General features: G+C 62.1%; 15 protein-coding genes. 9 read left to right on the top strand and 6 right to left on the bottom strand.

Features of this window, described 5'->3' with window-relative positions; genetic code table 11:
* Positions 1-91: 91 nt before the first annotated feature.
* From ACYVBS_RS12130 to ACYVBS_RS12100, 7 genes are all read left to right on the top strand, one after another.
* A complete protein-coding gene (locus tag ACYVBS_RS12130) occupies positions 92-1,171 on the top strand; it encodes a DegT/DnrJ/EryC1/StrS family aminotransferase (RefSeq protein WP_460823928.1) in 1,080 nt (359 codons plus the stop codon).
* Between the two features lie 4 nt (positions 1,172-1,175).
* Complete coding sequence (locus ACYVBS_RS12125; protein WP_460823927.1) at positions 1,176-1,877, top strand: WbqC family protein; 702 nt, start codon at positions 1,176-1,178, stop codon at positions 1,875-1,877.
* A complete protein-coding gene (locus ACYVBS_RS12120; protein ID WP_460823926.1) occupies positions 1,874-2,308 on the top strand; it encodes a GNAT family N-acetyltransferase in 435 nt (144 codons plus the stop codon). The genes ACYVBS_RS12125 and ACYVBS_RS12120 overlap by 4 nt, the downstream gene beginning before the upstream one ends.
* Positions 2,241-3,770, top strand: a complete 1,530-nt coding sequence (locus tag ACYVBS_RS12115) for a lipopolysaccharide biosynthesis protein (RefSeq protein ID WP_460823925.1) — start codon at positions 2,241-2,243, stop codon at positions 3,768-3,770. The genes ACYVBS_RS12120 and ACYVBS_RS12115 overlap by 68 nt, the downstream gene beginning before the upstream one ends.
* Positions 3,770-4,879, top strand: coding sequence for a glycosyltransferase (locus ACYVBS_RS12110; RefSeq protein WP_460823924.1), 1,110 nt, complete (start codon positions 3,770-3,772; stop codon positions 4,877-4,879). The genes ACYVBS_RS12115 and ACYVBS_RS12110 overlap by 1 nt, the downstream gene beginning before the upstream one ends.
* A 113-nt stretch (positions 4,880-4,992) precedes the next feature.
* Positions 4,993-5,640: a class I SAM-dependent methyltransferase gene (locus tag ACYVBS_RS12105; protein WP_460823923.1), complete on the top strand. Its 648-nt coding sequence runs from the start codon at positions 4,993-4,995 to the stop codon at positions 5,638-5,640.
* A gap of 42 nt (positions 5,641-5,682) precedes the next feature.
* Positions 5,683-6,606 (top strand): glycosyltransferase family 2 protein, encoded by a 924-nt coding sequence (locus ACYVBS_RS12100; protein ID WP_460823922.1) that lies wholly within the window; start codon positions 5,683-5,685, stop codon positions 6,604-6,606.
* Positions 6,607-6,617: 11 nt separating this feature from the next.
* Here the strand turns inward: ACYVBS_RS12100 and ACYVBS_RS12095 are convergent, their stop codons facing one another.
* The 6 genes from ACYVBS_RS12095 to ACYVBS_RS12070 form a co-directional block, all read right to left on the bottom strand.
* A complete protein-coding gene (locus ACYVBS_RS12095; RefSeq protein ID WP_460823921.1) occupies positions 6,618-7,643 on the bottom strand; it encodes a glycosyltransferase family 2 protein in 1,026 nt (341 codons plus the stop codon).
* The gene (locus ACYVBS_RS12090; RefSeq protein WP_460823919.1) at positions 7,627-8,778 is read right to left on the bottom strand and encodes a glycosyltransferase; all 1,152 of its coding nucleotides are present in this window, start codon (positions 8,776-8,778) and stop codon (positions 7,627-7,629) included. Before ACYVBS_RS12090 ends, ACYVBS_RS12095 begins: the two co-directional genes overlap by 17 nt.
* A gap of 69 nt (positions 8,779-8,847) precedes the next feature.
* The gene (locus tag ACYVBS_RS12085; protein WP_460823918.1) at positions 8,848-10,791 is read right to left on the bottom strand and encodes a tetratricopeptide repeat protein; all 1,944 of its coding nucleotides are present in this window, start codon (positions 10,789-10,791) and stop codon (positions 8,848-8,850) included.
* 89 nt (positions 10,792-10,880) lie between these two features.
* On the bottom strand, positions 10,881-11,303 hold the full coding sequence (locus ACYVBS_RS12080; RefSeq protein ID WP_460823916.1) for a pilin: 423 nt from the start codon (positions 11,301-11,303) through the stop codon (positions 10,881-10,883).
* A gap of 138 nt (positions 11,304-11,441) precedes the next feature.
* Positions 11,442-11,870, bottom strand: coding sequence for a pilin (locus tag ACYVBS_RS12075; protein WP_460823915.1), 429 nt, complete (start codon positions 11,868-11,870; stop codon positions 11,442-11,444).
* Between the two features lie 244 nt (positions 11,871-12,114).
* Positions 12,115-12,849: a hypothetical protein gene (locus tag ACYVBS_RS12070; protein ID WP_460823914.1), complete on the bottom strand. Its 735-nt coding sequence runs from the start codon at positions 12,847-12,849 to the stop codon at positions 12,115-12,117.
* Between the two features lie 178 nt (positions 12,850-13,027).
* Here ACYVBS_RS12070 and ACYVBS_RS12065 point away from each other — a divergent pair, with 178 nt between their 5' ends.
* Complete coding sequence (locus tag ACYVBS_RS12065; RefSeq protein WP_460823913.1) at positions 13,028-15,853, top strand: type VI secretion system Vgr family protein; 2,826 nt, start codon at positions 13,028-13,030, stop codon at positions 15,851-15,853.
* 37 nt (positions 15,854-15,890) lie between these two features.
* Positions 15,891-16,793, top strand: coding sequence for a DUF4123 domain-containing protein (locus ACYVBS_RS12060; RefSeq protein ID WP_460823912.1), 903 nt, complete (start codon positions 15,891-15,893; stop codon positions 16,791-16,793).
* Positions 16,794-17,356: the final 563 nt, after the last annotated feature.

The raw sequence follows: 17,356 nt of genomic DNA, 5'->3' as shown, positions 1-17,356 counted from the left end.
CGGCATGAAATCGATCCGAACCCGGGCCGACCTGGCGATCCATGGCTCCCCACCGGCATTCGCCGAACCGTTACACGTAGGCAGGCCTAACTTGGGCGATCGGGAAGCGCTGCTGCGCTACACCGCCGACATCTACGATCGACGCTGGCTGACCAACAACGGTCCACTGGTGCAGGAACTGGAAGCGCGGATCGCCGCGATGCTCGGGGTCAGGCATTGCGTTGCCATGTGCAATGGCACCATCGCGCTGGAGATCGCCATCCGTGCCCTGGGGCTGGAGGGTGAAGTCATTGTCCCCTCCTACACCTTCGTCGCCACCGCGCATGCCCTGCATTGGCAGGCGATCACGCCTGTGTTCGCGGACATTGACACCGCCACCCACAACCTGGACCCAGAGGCCGTACGGCGGATGATCACGCCACGCACCAGCGGCATCGTGGGCGTGCACCTGTGGGGCCGGCCTGCACCTGTGGAGGCGCTGCAGGCCATCGCCGACGAGCATGGCCTGGAGCTGATGTTCGATGCCGCACATGGGTTCGCCTGCAGTGACCATGGTCGGAAGATCGGCGGGTTTGGCCGGTGCGAAGTGCTCAGCTTCCATGCCACCAAGGTGTTCAACACCTTCGAGGGTGGCGCCGTCGTCACCAATGACGACGATCTGGCCGAAACCATGCGGCTGATGCGCAACTTCGGCTTCAAGGGGTACGACAACGTCATCCATCCTGGCACCAACGGCAAGATGCCGGAGATCAACGCCGCGATGGGCCTGGTCAACCTTGACGCGCTCCCTGCGTTCGTCGAGGCCAACCAGCGCAACCACGCAGCGTATGGGGCCGCGCTCGCAGGTCTTGATGGCGTGCGCCTCCTGCAGTACGACCCAGCCAATGATCCTAACTATCACTACGTGGTACTTGAGATCGACTCGTCGTTTGCCGCCAGCCGCGATGACGTCGTGGCGGCGCTGCAGGCCGAGAACATCCTGGCGCGCAAGTACTTCTGGCCGGGCTGCCACCGCATGCAGCCCTACCGGGACCTCTACCCGCACGCGGGGCTCCTGTTGCCCCACACCGAGTCCGTGGCGGCGAGCGTGGTGGTGCTGCCGAGCGGGCAGTCGCTGCCTGAAGGAGCTACAGCTACGACCGCCGCTGTACTCCGCGTGCTGGGGGGGTGAAGGCGTGATTGCTGCGATTATGCAGCCTTATTTCTTTCCGTACATTGGCTACTTTCAGCTGATGTCGAGGGTAGACGTTTTTGTCTTTCTCGACGATGTCCAGTACATAAATCACGGGTGGGTGAATCGAAACCGAATCCGAGGCGAGAGCGGCCCCAATTGGCTGACCCTTTCTGTACGCAAGGCCAGCTACAAACTGCCCATCAACCAGCGCGAATACCTTCTTGCGGAGGGGGAGGCTGTGGGGAAGATAGAACGAAAGCTGTATGGGGCCTATGCGAAAGCGCCCCATTTCGCAGAAGGAATGCCCGCAATCAGAGAACTGCTGGAAACGGACGACGCGAATGTTGCGAACTTTAACGCAAGGTCGCTGGCTGACTTGGCCCGGCGGCTTGGCATTGGTTGTCGTTTTGAAACGTCATCCCGTATTGGCAAGCCAGAGGGGCTGGCGGGACAAGCCAGAATCCTGGACCTCTGTAGGCGCATCGGTGCGGACGACTATATCAACCCAATTGGCGGCATTAGCCTGTATAACCGCGAAGAATTCCATCGCGCAGGGATTGAACTATCGTTCCTTCGAACGACGGTCGATGACGTCGTGCTGGCTAATGGGCCGTGTCAGCTTTCAGTTATCGACCATATAATGATGAGGGGTGCGTTAAAAACTGCGGCGCTCTTGGGTCAGCATGTGGTTGAGAATGCATGATGGCCGGTGGAGCAAACTCTGTGCTTGGGGAACTGCGTGCGCTGATAGAGCGCGTTCAATTGGAGCTGAAATTCCCACTGCTAATGGGGCAAAGCCCAGAGTCATATCTAAAGAAAATAGATGAAAATGCGGAGATTTTAACGTGGAGGGCAGGTGGTGCGGTCCGTGGATTTATAGCGTTCTATTGTAATGACTCCGATCATGGCGTTGCTTTCGTTACTATGCTGATCGTCGATCCGGCGATTAGTGGTAAGGGCGTTGGTCGGGCCCTCGTGAATGCCGCGATATCATTCGCCCGCGCCAAGAGCTTTCGGGTGATGCGTCTCCAGGTTGACTCGGGGAACGTGCCGGCGCTTCGCCTGTATGAAAGTTGCGGGTTCAGACTGGTCGCGGGAGATGCGACCCACAGCACAATGGAGCTTGCGTTGTGATGGGCGAGCGACATTGCTAAAGCGACGAGCCCTTGCGGCGACGCTCTGGAGCGGGGGTGATATCGCGCTGCGGCATGGCCTGCAGTTCGCGACCACATTAATCCTTGCGCGTTTGCTTGTTCCTGCGGATTTCGGATTGATTGCAATGCTCGGCCTCTATGTTGGCATGGCCAATGTCCTAATGGACGGAGGCTTTTCTGCAGCGCTAATTCAGCGCCGCGAGATAAACGAGACCGACAAATCCACAGTTTTCTGGTTCAATCTCGCGATAGGCATAGCCTTGGCGATGCTCCTGTACTTCGCGGCGCCTGCCATCGCTGCGTTCTACGACACGCCGGCCCTCGCTTCCTTGGCGCGGGGAATGTCACCATTGTTCATTCTTTCGTCGCTGGGTGTTATCCATAGCGCCGTCCTGACGCGACAGCTGGACTTCCGCACCCAGGCAAAAGCAGGCGTCGTGGCTGCATGCTTGTCGGGAATCGTGGCCGTCATACTCGGTTTGCGCGGCGTTGGTGCGTGGGCACTGGCCGCGCAGGCGCTGGTCATGGCCAGCGCCATGAGCGCGATGCTATGGGTCCTTCATCCATGGCGACCGTCATGGGTGTTTAGCGGTGCCTCGTTCCGCAAGCTATTTGGCTTTGGTGGTTTCCATCTAGGCTCTAGTCTAATGGAAGCGGCATATTCGCGGTTTTATACACTGCTGATAGGTCACGCCTTCGGTCCGCGCGAACTGGGGATCTATGCAAATGCTGAGAACACGCGACAGCTACCCGGGAACTTCCTTGGCAATCTAGTGGCGCGTGTCGCACTTCCCATGTTCGCGGAGGCGGCGTGCAACCCGCAGCTACTACGGCGCGGAGTTCAGTTGTCACTTCGGGGGGCGATGCTGATCAATGCTCCCCTCATGCTGGGCGTAGCAGCCTTGGCAGAGCCGGTCACAGTCCTGCTGTTCGGGAAGAAGTGGCTGCCGGCGGCAGACATTCTGCTAATCCTATGCGTTGCAGGGCTTATTTATCCTGTGCACATGATTAACCTGCACGCTCTCATGGCGCAAGGGCACGCAAGCCTCATGTTTCGCCTAGAACTTACGAAGAAGGTACTAGGAGTAATCTTGATTCTAGTGGGCGCGTCGTATGGGCTGATGGGCGTGGCTTGGAGCCAAGTTGTGTTTTCCCTTTCCGCCATGTCCATCAATACGTACTATACGAAACGCTGGTTGGATTACGGTGCGTTGGCGCAGCTCCGTGATATCGCGCCTTCTGTTTTGATAGCAGGCTTTGTGGCCGGCGTTGCGCACTCTGTGAGTCAAGCTTGGGATGCATCTCCATTCCTGGAGATCGCCGCAATCGGATGTGTCGGCGCGGGGGCCTATCTGTCTCTGATGGCTATCGCACGGGCTAATGCAATGCGTGAAGTGATGGCATTGCTACTGCCCGATGACAAGCGAGCGCGGAGACCCTGATGTCACCGGGATCGGGTGGGCAGACCCGCTATCAAGAGATATCTAGCTCGACGGAAATCGTAGCGAATCCGGTCGTCAGCGTACTGATGCTCGCATACAATCACGCCGCCTACATTGAGCAGGCAATTGTCGGCGTGCTTAGGCAGGAAACGACATTCCCGTATGAGCTCGTGATTGCAGAAGATTGCTCAGCGGATTCCTCTCGGGAGATAGCGAGGAGGTTTCAACGCGAAGCGCCTGACAGAGTTCGTGTAATCGTCTCCGATCACAATGTGGGAATGCATGCGAACCATGATCGCGCAGTTTCTGCAGCGCGCGGCGAGTTCATTGCCTACTGCGAAGGGGACGACTACTGGGTTGACGATCGCAAACTGCAGAAGCAGGTTGAGTTCATGCGCGCCAATCCGGCATGCGGCATGCTGCACGGCAACTACCTGAATCTGATTGAGGTGGGCGGAATCTGGAGAGCCCGGCTTGCCTTTCGTACGTCAGGGCGGCTGGAATTCCGTGAGGGGCGTATTTACTCTGCGTTGCTGCAAGCCAATCGTATTCAGACCTGTACGGCGTTGATGAGGCGCGATCTTGTGCTCCGTTATCGCCAACTCGGCCCTGGAGTTGACACGTACCGCGTGGGCGATTGGCCGCAATTCCTGTTCGTGGCCCATGAGTCTGAAATCGGGTTCATCAATCAGCCTTTGGCCGCTTACAGGAGGACGCCTGGCTCGGTAACAAACGCCGGCAGGGGCGCCGCCGTCGAGAGGTGCTTGGATGCCATTCGGATGGTGCAGGACTTCTGTGATTACTTCGGTGATGATGAGGCCACAAGAATGTGTGCCTTGTCGTCTCAATTCCGGACGCTGTTGCAGCTGGCTTTCCAGGCAGGAGATCGACAGCGCTTCGACCAAGCCTGGGTCTGGCTTGCTTCGAATGATCAGCCGGCATTGAGGTATGTCGGAGTTCGTGCGATGCAGCGGCTGATTACAAGGCCCAGGCTTACGCGTCTTTTGGTGGACAGCTTCTTCTGGCTTGAATCGATGCTGCATCGAGTTACCTTCCGGAAATTCAGTGCCGCCGATGGGCGCAAGTGGGGTGGTGGCGGATGGGAATAGCTCATGACTTGCGTAGGGCCTTTGCGTCCATTCCGCGACCCGTCCGACGCCAATGCATGGTGTGTGGTCGCAGGGTAGGACGGTTTCTGCCCTACAGGGGTGGAAGCGCTGCCATGCCGGCATTGCTGAAGGCGCTCGGGATTGTCGGGAGTGATGTGGACAATTTCGAATGTCCACGTTGCGGCGCGCATGACCGGGAGCGCCACCTCCTTCTCTATCTGACGGCGTCTGGGCTGCTGAAGCGCATTCCCGGCATGAGGGTCCTGCATTTCGCCCCGGAGCGATGCCTGGCGCGCATCATTGCCGGGTTGGGACCCGTGGAGTACATCAAGTGCGACAAGTACCCGACAGGAGACGAGATGATGGGCGTGGACATCGAGTCGATGCCCTTTCCCGACGGTTCCTTTGACCTGGTGATCGCCAATCACGTGCTGGAGCACGTGGACGACGACCTGCTAGCGGTGCGCGAGATTCACCGCGTCCTTCGGAAGGATGGATCGGCAGTCCTGCAGACGCCGTACTGCCGGGACCTGACGTCTACTTGGCGCGACCCGGGGATCATCGCCGCAGAGGCCAGGCTTCAGGCCTACGGCCAGGAGGATCACGTCAGGTTGTTCGGAAGTGACGTCTTCGAGCGTATTTCGTCGAGTGGTCTGCTCCCATGTGTGGAGACGCATGAGAACCTCCTTGCCGAGTACGACGCGACGGTCTGTGGCGTCAACGCCTCCGAGCCGTTCTTTCACTTTCGGCGTTGCGACTGAGGTTCGTGCCGAGAGCGGCCAACATTGATGGAATGCTCATAGATGGCCAATGTCGAAGCGGTGATCGTCACGTACCTCCCGGAGCGAGAGGCGCTGTCCGAGCTGCTGGTCGCGCTGTCACCCCAGGTCGACAGGATCCATGTCGTCGACAACACGCCATCCGTGGACGTGCGCGTAACGGTCCTGCTGGATGAGTTGGGCTTGGGGAATGTTGCGTTGTGCCGGCTCGGTGACAACCACGGCATCGCCAAGGCATTGAACGTTGGCATCGGGATCGCGCGGACTTCTGGCGCATCCCATGTGTTGCTGAGCGACCAGGACAGCCTGCCCGCCGCGAACATGGTTGCAGGCCTTGTGCGGACCCTGCAGGCACTGGTCGCGCAGGGCGCCAGGGTAGGTGCCGTCGCCCCGACGTTCACCGACCGGAACACCGGGATCACCTTTCCGTTCCAGGCCGAGATAGCCGGGAAGCTGTTTTACGGGCACATACGGCCGGACGCGTCACAGCCCGTGATGGAGGCGTTGACGCTGATCACCTCCGGCATGCTGGTTCCGGTTGAGGTCTTCGATGAGGTCGGGGACATGCGCGAAGACCTCTTCATCGACCACGTCGACATTGAATGGAGCCACCGGGCACGCGCAAAAGGATGGCGGTTGTTCGGCACCTGTGACGCCACCATGTTCCATCGCATGGGTGACGACTACTTGCGCGTCTGGTACTTCGGTTGGCGGCGCGAGAGCGCCTATTCCCCATTGCGGATGTACTACCGCATCAGGAACTTCATCGCGATCTGCAAGCTGCGCTACATCGACACCCGCTGGAAGCTGCGTAACGGCTGGTACTGGCTCGGCTTTGTATACAGCCACCTGGTCTTCGGAAAGAATCGCGCGCGGCATTGCCTGATGATAGGGCGGGGTGTGCGCGATGGAATTCTTGGAAGGATGGGGCGCTACGGCGGTAGCTGAGTGCTGTCGCCTCACTCGATTTTCGGCTTCCCGTGCGCCAGCAACATCTTCAGCTTGAACGGGACCCAGTCAGTGAACGAGAAAATGGACGGGCGCGCGTTGGGCCGTTGCTGCATCAGGCGTCGCCTCAGGGTCCGGACTTCGGTGCGCTGCCGCCACAGCCCGGACGCCAGTTCGCCGTAGATCTGTCGCACGCTCCGCGTATCTGTCCCTGCCAGCAGGAGGAAAAACGCCTCTGCCACGAGAAACGAGAAGTGCAGCGGAAGCAGCAGGATCAGCGCGGGCCAGGGGTAGCAGCAGAGCATGACGTAGGTCTTGTTTCGCTCGCTCAGTCGACGACGCCTGGCCGTCGTGCGCAACTGGTTGTCCACGACTTTTCCGCCCCCGAGATTCCTACCCACCCAGTGATCGAAGCCGGGTGCATTCAGTATCACCACCCTGTATCCGACCAAGCGTGCGGCGGTGCAGAGGAATATGTCCTCCGCGACTGATTCGAACCACGGTGGGAACCCATCCACCGCCTCCCAGACGCATCGCGGTATCCAGAGGCACGCGCCAGTGGCCACGCCAGCATCGTGGGTGCCGGAGGCCAGCATCGGAATCGGGTTCAGGAAGGGGTCCATGCGGTAACCCCGGTCAATCAGCGTTCCGTCGCTCATCGAGAACTGCGGCAGGCCAAGGACGCAATCGCGATGTTCGCCCTTTGCCGAGCCCATCAGCGCGGCCAGCGAGCCCGGTCGTAGAATCGCGTCATTGTTGAGCAGGAGCAGGTAGCGGCCCTGGGCTACGGCCGCCATGCGATTGTTGCTGATGCAGAACCCGACGTTGCTGTCGCTAACGATCGTCCGTACGTTTGGGAAGTGCTTGCGGATGGATTGCAGCGAGTCGTCGCTGGAGCGGTCGTCGTGGACGATGACTTCAAACGTGAAATCACCTTCCTGTGCATAGACCGACGCGATGCAGTCGAGCACCAGGCTGCCGCCGTTGTAGTTGGCGACGCACACGCTAATGTCGACAGGGTTATGCTTTTCGTTCACGAGTCTGGTGCGCGTCAGCGGCTAAATGGGTTAGCAGAGGTTCGAGCCGCGCTGCGATCGAATTGACCGACAAGCGCTGTTCGTAGAGTTCGCGGCCGTGTTCGCCGATTTCGGCCAGCATGCCGCGATGCGAATATCCCCAGCGGATGGAGTCGGCCAGTGCGACGGCATCGCCTTGCTTGACCAGGAGGCAGTTCACGCGGTCGATGAAGCCGTGGTCGTCGCCGATTTCCCCGATGACCGTTGCCTTGCCCATGGCCAGGCATTGCGATGTCTTGCCGGTAACCACCCTTCGGGCCTGCGGCGTAGCGCCAAAGGGTCCACCCAGGCACAGGTCAGCTGCGGGAATCTCGTGCTCCAACAGGCTGTCGAAAGGGACCCACGCCCGGTGCGTGTAATTCTCGATCCCGCGCTTGCGGCACTCGTCGACCAGGAGGGCGCCCTGTGCGGGCGTGCCACCGATGAACCGAAACTCGATGGGTAGATCCCTCAGGCGCGCTGCAGCGTCGAGAATCACACCGATGCCGTGCAACGGCAGGAACGAGCCATAGAACAGCACGCTGAACATGTCCTGGGCAGTGTCGGCACCCTTGTGGTGCGACACGGCCAGTCCCGGATCCACGGCCCCCACCGGTAGGGCCACGACCTTGGCACGCGGCAGTCCAAACGTCTCGCAATAGAATTCCGCGTGGGAATCGGTGTCGGTCAAGACGGCATCGCAGCTGTGAAGGAGATGCCTTTCGTACCGATACCAGACCGGCGCCAGCCAGCGCCCGGGCCAGCCGAGCTTGCGCTCCTCCTTGAGGGCGGCGTAGGGCGACATCATCGCATCCAGGATGAGGGGCGTGCCCTTCGTTATGTGGCGTACAAGCCAGCCGACTTCATGGCCGCGGAATCCCAGGATATACACGTCCGCAGGTGCGGATCGATGTTGCCGGACAAGACGCACCAGCATTTCCAAGTAGCGACGGATGCCGGTCGAACGATTGGTTGCGTAGGTGAGCTCGACTTGCGGGCACTGTGCAAGTGCGCTGCACAGGGACTTGCCGCGCACGTAGTCGGGTGCCCGATAGGCCAGCACGAAGCACACGCGCAGTTTGCGCCGCGTGTCGTCCTGGTGCCCGCCGTGAGCCATTGCCTGCCCTATTCCTTGATCCATGATTGCGGCTGGCCGTTTCACGTACGCTTCATCCGCGCTGGCAGGCTAGTTGCCGGGGGAGGGCGTCGAAAGCGAGGCCGGGCTCAAGGAGTCCTTTACCTCTTTGAAGCGCTTCTTCTGCAGCGAATTCTTCGGGTCAATGTACCGTGATGTGCCAGCGAGGACTTTGTCTGCTTCCTCCGCCATCCCCAGCGCGACGTAGGACCGGGCAAGGACCAGGCCGGCCTCCAAACCTGGTTGTGCGTTCCATGCCTTCAATGCATGTGTCTGGGCGGACGAGGGATTCCCAGCCGCCTCATAGAGCTGGGCGCTGGTAAGGTGCAGCCTTGTCTTGGTCGGCACGTGCTCTGGTTGGGCGTTGGCGTTGTCGATAAGGGCCGCCAACACCGCGGCGAGTGCTTCCGGGTCCGCACCATCGCACTCGCCCGAGATGACCTTGGACGCGAGTGTGGAAAGAACCTGCGGCTCGTGCGTGGTGATCCGGTCAATCGCTGGCGTCAGCAGTTTGGCGAAATCGCCAGCATTCACCGGTTGCTTGCTCTGGCAACGCACCACCAGAACCGCCGTGCGGGCCAGCAGCTGTTCGCGAGGCGTGCCGGAGGCGAGAACATCGCGGACCACGGCAAGCGCAGCCTCCGGCGAACCCTGTCGAAGGCGCAGGTCCACCAGGTCCATCTTCGCGCGAATGGAGTCTGGATGGTGCCTCACTCCGAGTAGCACGATGTCGGCTCGATTGCTCCAGGTGTTCGCCCTGCCGTGCGTCAGCAGGGCGAACGTGGCGAGGACAGCGATGGCTGCGATCACGGCCCCTGCCTTGGCCAGATGCCGTTGGTCCGGGCGCGTGGCCAGCAGCGTTCCAACACCTCCGACGATGGCGATGATGATGCCCAGGGACGGAAAATAGGTCCGGTGTTCGTAATACATGTCCAGTGCGAACACCGTGGACTCGGTCAGCAACCCGAGGACGAAGATGGACCATCCTGCCAACACCGTCGGTATCGACTTACGCGTCAGGAACGCGCCCACGGTGATGGCGAGCAGCAGCGCAATCGATGCAAGTGGCTGGCTCGCCGCGAACAACGTGTGGGAGATCGGGAAGTCGTCCGTGTACAGCCCCATCGCCTGGACGTCGGGGAGTATCAGTTGCCGCAGATAGGTTGCGACCGCGTGTGGCTGGGTCAGCAGCCGGTCCATCATGGTGAAGTCGCGGACCTCGTAACCGGCCAGATGTCCGGCACCCGCGCCCGCCAGATACAGCAGCCCAGCGGTGATGGGCAGGGCGAGGAACACGAGAAAGAATGCGGTTCGTTCCCAGTGTGGGCGGGCGAGGCGCTGGGGGTGGGTGGCCTCCAGCGCGAACACAATCATCGGGGTGACGATGGCGGTTTCCTTGCTGCCCATGGCCAGTAGCCAAAGGACGGGGAAGTAGAGGAAGAACCCCAGCCGCGCTTTAACCTGCTGGCCATCTGCCAACGCCTTGCGTGCCAGCAGGTACGCAAGGATGGCGGCCAGCGCAAACAACGTGCTCAATTGCGTCATCCGCTGGATGACGTACAGCACCGTGCTTACGTGTATCGGGTGAAGGGCCCAGGCCAGGCCTGCGGCAAGGGCGAGCCAATGCGCCTGTGGCGCGAGGCGGTGGTCGGCGGAGAACAACGCAAGCGCCACGCGCCATATGAGTGCGGCGCACAGGAGGTGGATCATGAGGTTGTCGAGCTTGAAACCCCACGGTTCCATCCAGTGGAGATCGGCGCTGAACAGGAAGGTCAGCATGGCGACTGGCCGACCCAGTGGCCCGGATGCATTGCCGAGAACGACCTGTTCCCAACTGGCCTGCTGGCCAAACCAGCCAAGTACCGGGCGCAGGTTCGGGAGGTCGTCGTAGAGGAACGGCCCTGAAAGCCCGGGCCAGTAGAGCACGGCGGTCAGGGCCAAGCCGGCCAGTAACATCCATCTCGCCAGGACGTCTTGGGGGATATTGGAAGGCATGCAGCTACGGTCGAGAGGCTGGAAGGATGATCATTGAAAAAACAAACCCCGCGCAAGGCGGGGTCAGGACACGACTGCTGGCACGCCGGTCAGCGGCATTCCCTGGGAATCTGGCCATCCGGGACGCCGGCCGTTTCGGTGCAGGTCCACTCCATGTGGCCGGTATCTACGTCGGCGGTCGGCGTCAGGCGGAATACCGCCGGGACGGATGCGGAGGTGTTGCGGGTGGTCGCGGTAATCACGCCGTTGGCGCCAATCTGCACGTCGGCGCAGTAATCGGAGCTGGCGAACGCGTATCCGGCAGCGGAATTGCTGGAAATGCTGGCCAGCAGCGTCGCGCCGTGATGGGTCTCGGCGACCGCAAGCTTGGCCGCGGCCGCCACGTTCAAGCATTCGCTGTTCTTGGTTCGGATCGAATAATCCTGATAGGCCGGCAGCGCGATCGCGATCAGGATGCCGAGGATCGCGATCACGATCATCAGCTCGATAAGGGTGAAGCCACGTTGGCGCATCATCGAAGTCCCCCCCCTGGGTGCGACGCTTGGTTGGGGCGGGATCGCCGCCCGGTTTGCTGAAGTTCGGTGCTGCTTCCTTAAAGCAACCCCGGCGCGCGGCCGGGGTTGCGGGTGCATCAGATCATGCGCAAGGAATTAACGGCATTCCTTCGGGACCTGAGCGTCCGGGACATTCGCGGTCTCGGTGCAGGTCCACTCGATGCGGCCGCTGTTGGCGGCGGAAGCCGGGGTCAGGTTGAAGCTGGCCGGGGTGGTCGCACCGGTATTGCGGGTCAGGGCGGTGATCACGCCGTTGGCACCGATCGTGACGTCGCTGCAGTAGTCCGACTGGCTGAACGCGTAACCGGCAGCGGCATCCGACGAGATGCTGGCCAGCGCCACGCCGCCACCGAAGGTGTCAGCCACGGCCAGCTTGGCAGCCGCCGCAACGTTCAGGCACTCGGAGTTCTTGGTACGAATCGAGTAGTCCTGGTACGCCGGCAGTGCGATGGCGATCAGGATGCCGAGGATCGCGATGACGATCATCAGTTCGATCAGGGTGAAGCCTTGCATGTTCTTCTTCATGGTATTTCCCCTAGGAGTGGATGGAACTCACGTGCCTGCAGGTCCGGCTTCCCCGGTCCGTCGGCTTGCCGTGCTACTGCACGTGCAAGTAGAGCATACGCATAAGGCGTGCCAATGGGGCTGCACTGCCTGAAACTGTTGAGTGGCTCACGAAACAGAGCCAATATCGTGCGCCACGGTGCTGCTGCGCACTGATAACGCGCCCTAAAAGGTCACTTGGTGACCATTTGCGGCAGGTCGGTGGTCAGTAGTTTCGCAATGCCTCGTGCGTGGCTGTGATCAGTTGAACAGGGTCAGCCGATTCGGCATCGATCAGCATGATGCCCGAGCCGCTGAGTCCAGAAATGGGCACCCAACGAATTTCGTCGTTGGCACGGCCTCGACTTCTTACGATTTCTCTTGCTTGTGCGAGTAGCGCGGGCGTCTCATCGAGAGCGGCAAGGGGCTTGGCGTGTCGACGGAAGCTTTCTGCGACAGTTGCCGGGTCAGTGTGCTGCTGCGGGTTTGCCGCATGGTTTCCCCCCAGTACGCGTGCAAGCAAATCGTCGGGGTACTTCACACCTACAACTACTGGTCCCGACAGGGAAAGACCCGGATGTCCATGGGACATCGCCCTGCTCAGATCATGCCGGTCGACTTCATGGGCAAGTACAAGCCGGAACTCGGCTCCGTCTCCTGCCAGGAACACGGGCCGCGCTCGAGCGAGCATCGCCACGGCATAACAAAAGAAAAGCGTCTGGATTAGCGCAACGACGGTTATATCGGATCGCAAGGTTCTCTTACCGGTGCGAAACACTAGCCAGGTCAGAGCGGGACCGACGGCAAGCACTGCCCCCAGTAACTGGACCATCGCGCGATTGGGCATCGCCCAATGCCACAGCCCATAGGGGTACCAAGCCCTGCCCGCCACAACAAGGGTGCCGAAGATGACGAGCGCGCTAATTGTCAAATGGAGGAACGCAGCTTTGGTTCGGGTCATGGGGGAATGCTTAGTGGGGAGCAGTCGGGCGCTAAGGCGTCAGCCCCGAGCTTGTTGAGGTCCGGTGGAGTAAAGCCTAAACGCTTCCGATGCGTCATGTCTGTGTCTCTTGGCCGCCCTTCGCTAGTGCATAAACAAGCAAATGAGCTACCCTGTCGCTGTTGTCACGGAGAGACACATGAACAGCGGAGTTTCTGTTCCCGGCCGCTTGGCCGAATGGCTGCGCCTGTCTGGCGCAGCGTGGCCCCATGCCCTGTCCAGCCCCGCCATGGCGCCCCACGACGCCCCGTGGGTCGTGGCCAGCTGGCATGGGCGCGATGCGCTGGGGCCCGACCCGGCTTCCCCGGGCCTGCTCCCGGCTGAGTACTGGGTCGACCTGCTGACCCCCGCGCCGGAGCTGCCCGGCCTTCTGGGCCAGCCGGCCATGCTGACGACGCGGACGGCCGATGGCGCATGCGTGACGCGCAGTGGTCTAGTCGCCGGGGTCGAACGCTGCGGCGGCGATCACCGTGTGGTACGCCATCGCCTGCATCTCGTGCCATGGACCTGGTTGCTGACCCATGGGCGGCACAGTCGGGTGTTCCAGAATGCGCCGGTGTTGGCCATCGTGCAGGCAGTGCTCGTCGACTACGCGCCTTGGGCCGCGTGGCACGTGGGCGATGACGTGGGGCCATTCCTCGCCGATCGGCTGCCGCGCCGCTACTGCGTGCAATACCGCGAATCCGATGCCGACTTCCTCGCCCGCGTCCTCGCGGAAGAAGGGTTGGGAGTGCGGTTGGATGAGGCCCCCGATGCCCCTGCAGGCCACCGCCTGGTCATCTTTGCCGACAGCGCCGCGCTGCCGCAGGTGGCCACTGGGCCGCGCGGCATCCGCTTCCATCGCACGGACGCTGCGGAGGAAGAGGATGCAGTCAATGCCTTGGGGGCGGTGCGCGCCGTGGGCGCCACCGCGCTCACCGTGCTGAGCACCGACTACCGCACGACGACCGCCGTGACGGCGACGACGGCGTTGGAGTCCCTCGCCGAGAACCCGGTCCCATTGGAGCACTACGCGCCCATGGGGGCCTACGCGTTTGCTAACCGCACGGACGCGGAACGTGCCGCGGGCGTGATGGCGCAGGCCATGGAGGCGCGGCAGCTGCAGTGGTTCGGGACCGGGACCGTTCGGAGCTTCCGTTCCGGCGTGAACTGCACGGTGTTGAACACGCCGGCGCACCCTCAAGGTGCGCCCGTCGAGCTGACCCTGCTGGCCATCTGGCACGCCGGCGTCAATCCCTTGCCCGAAGGGCTGGGCACCACTGAGCCGACGCTCTCTGATTCCGTGCCGGGTCTGGAAGCCACAGCGTGGGCGGGCGTCTGTCATCAGGCCCGGCGGCTGGGCTATGCCAATGCCTTCGCCGCGTTGCCGCGAGACACCGTCTGGCGGCCGACGCGACCGCCGAAGCCCTGCGTGGGTTACCAGACGGCTCGCGTGGTGGGCGCGCAGGGCGAGACGCAGCCCATTGGCGTCCACGAGTTGCACTGTGACGCCCTGGGCCGCGTACGCGTTCGGTTCCACTGGCAGGGAATCACGCCCGATGAGGCCATGGCCTTGGGACGAGATCCACGCCACGGTGAGGCCGCCGACCCATCGACCGATTCGTGTTGGCTGCGCGTGGCGCAACGTTACGCCGGACCGGGCGTGGGCACCCAGTTCCTGCCGCGCATTGGGCAGGAGGTGCTGGTGGCCTTCCTGGAGGGCGACATCGACCGGCCGCTGGTGGTAGGGGCGCTGTACGACGGGCGCGGAGACCCGCAGCCCGGCGGCAAGGGCAACCAGTCGGGCGGCATGGCGCCTGCGTGGCATGGTGGGCAGCCTGAAGCCGATCGCAATGCGGCAGCCATGGTGGGCTTCAAGTCGAAGGAGTTTGGCGGCAGCGGGCACAACCGGTTGGTGCTGGACGACAGCGACGGCGAGCTGCGGCTGCAACTCGCAACCACGCATGCCGCCTCCGAGCTGACCTTGGGTTATCTGATCCATCAAAACGACAACCAGCGAGGCGCGGCGCGCGGCGCGGGCTTCGAGTTGCGCACGGACCAGTGGGGCGCGGTGCGCGCCGAACGCGGCCTGTGGGTGAGCGCGTATGCGGCGACGCATGACGCGCCTGCCGGCGAGCAGGTGGGCGCAACCGCGTTGCTGAAACAGGCCGCGGACCTCGCCGCGACCTTGTCGGGAATCGCCATCACCAACCGGACCCCGCGGCTGGCCGCGCACGAAGGCGTGCATGAGCCCGGACAATCCGCGTTGGATGAAAAGTTGCCACCGCTTAAGGCGCTGCATGCCAGCGCACTTGCGGTGGTGGACGGCTCGGGTTGGGATGCGGCACAGGCTGCCGCAGCAGAGACCGGCGCCGATGCGGCGTCACCGCCACGCGCAGGGTCTGGCGGGGGTGAACGCGTGCCGCACTCCGCCAGCGCCTTGTTGGGCTTGGCCGCGCCGGCCGGCATTGGATTGGTGGCGGGAAGCAGCCTGTACTGGACCACCGGTGAAACCCTGACCCTGACCAGTGGCCAAGCGAGCAACCTTGCAGTGGCGGGCGACCTTCGCGTGCATGCCGGCCAAGCCCTCGGCTGGCTGGCTGGAGCCGTGGACGGCGCCGTGCAGGACGACCCGGCCCTGAGCCTCGTCACCGCCGAGGGGCAGCTTGATTTCGAGGCGCAGAACGACGCCATCAGGCTGCAGTCCCGAGATGGCCTGCGCATGATCAGCGCCAACGCCCACGTTGAACTCGCCGCCGGCAAGACCGTGCACCTGGCCACCAGCGGCGGGGCCAGCATCACCATCGAGGGCGGAAACATCAGCGTGGCCTGCCCCGGTCAGATCACGGTGCATGCGGGGAGGAAGGAATTTCTGGGGCCGTCGACCCTGAACCTCGCATTCGCTCGGTGGACACAATCACCCTTGGATGCGCCATGCCTGATGCAGGCATCTGCGACCCACGGCGCCTTCGTTCGCGTCACCTGAGGTGGGGCGACGGCAAAGTCACATGGAGGGTGAATTGGTGAAGGATCACGAGCAACGACTACGAATGGGTTCGGCCAAACTACGGGACGTCTTGGATGCGTCCTTGGCAGGTGGCCTCGAACCAGTGTGGCTAATCGATCCGACTCGATATCCCACGGTCGCAGACTGTGCGAATGCGCTGGGGATGACCGTCGGACACTTCGATGGGCTGACGAATCTGTATTCGCACTACACACCAACGTTGCGCGGATGGGGGCCACGACTACTTCCTGCGAATGACGCGCCTATAGAGCTTGTCATGATGCAGGCCGCTGAAGCGCTGGCAGCCTCCCTGCTCGTTGCCCCTCATGCCCGCGATGTCGTGGCGGCGCACCTTGCAGGGCTGGTCAAGCTGCCCCAATCAGACGGAAGCCGCCTGCTGTTCCGATTTCAGGACCCGCTGGTCATGGCCAACCTGATGCCGCTGCTGACTGAGGCGCAGCAAAGTGCGCTGCTGGGTCCCATTCAAAGCTGGTGGGCGTTCGATGAGTGTAGTGGCTTGGTGTCGATCAGGCGAACCGCCCAAGCGCGCGCTACCCAATTGCTTTCGATCAGCAAACGGCAGATGGAGGCGCTGGACGCACGCCTGTTGCCTGCCACGGTGATTGCCCAGGTCAATGAGGTCGACACCACGCTGCTAGCGGGGATGGATCGCTGCGGTCAATGGTGTGATGTCCGCGACCGCCTTGGTCAGGCACGTAGCCACGGGTTGGCAGTACCCCAGGACCTGTCGTTGTTCGTAATTCTGTCCTTGCAGTTGCCAAGCGACTTCGACCGAGTAGGTCCCGTGGCCCGAGCCTTGGCCCGAGCTAAGGAAACCGGCGTCGGATTCTCTAGTTCCGTGGCGCAAGTACCCGTTGAGGAGTGGAGGGAGTGGGATGAGGTTCTGGATGAACGTTGAAAAGGGACGTGGCGCAATGGGTCTGCTGGTTGCGATCATGCTTGCAGGTTGCTCTGGACGAGCCACTGTGGCGCTATCTGCAACGACCTTTCACTATGAGGAGGGCTACAGCCGCGCACTGTTAAATGGTCAGTGGGCCGGCTCCGGCGGGAGCAGTGTGCCCTTAGGGGATGTTGGCGGCGGGGCGATGATTTGCTGCGTTCGCCTAGAGCGAAATGCTAAGTCTGCCTTGGTGCAAGTCCGGCAGGGTGGAGAAAAGTACTTCGAGGTCGAGGCGCGCGTAGAGTCGCCATGGCCGGAATCGCCAAACTACCTGGCAATCCACCTCTTGCCCGGACGGGATGTTGTCATCGAGCTGTCAACGCTTCAAAGCTCGCCACGGTTAGACCTTTGGGAGAAAAGTGTCCGCCGTCACGGCAGGCGCATGGTGCCGGCCCTAAGTCCGCACATGTGGAATGCAGGTCCCGTGACCTGCCCCCGCTGTTAGGGCCACGAGCTACTTCGTAGAGTCCAAGGTTGCGAGCTTATCGCTCGATGGGTGGGTTGCAAGGGTGCCGCTCTCT

Source organism: Lysobacter olei (genome assembly GCF_054777355.1).
The sequence above is the reverse complement of the archived record's forward strand: the minus strand, read 5'-3'. Positions and strand labels throughout refer to the sequence as shown.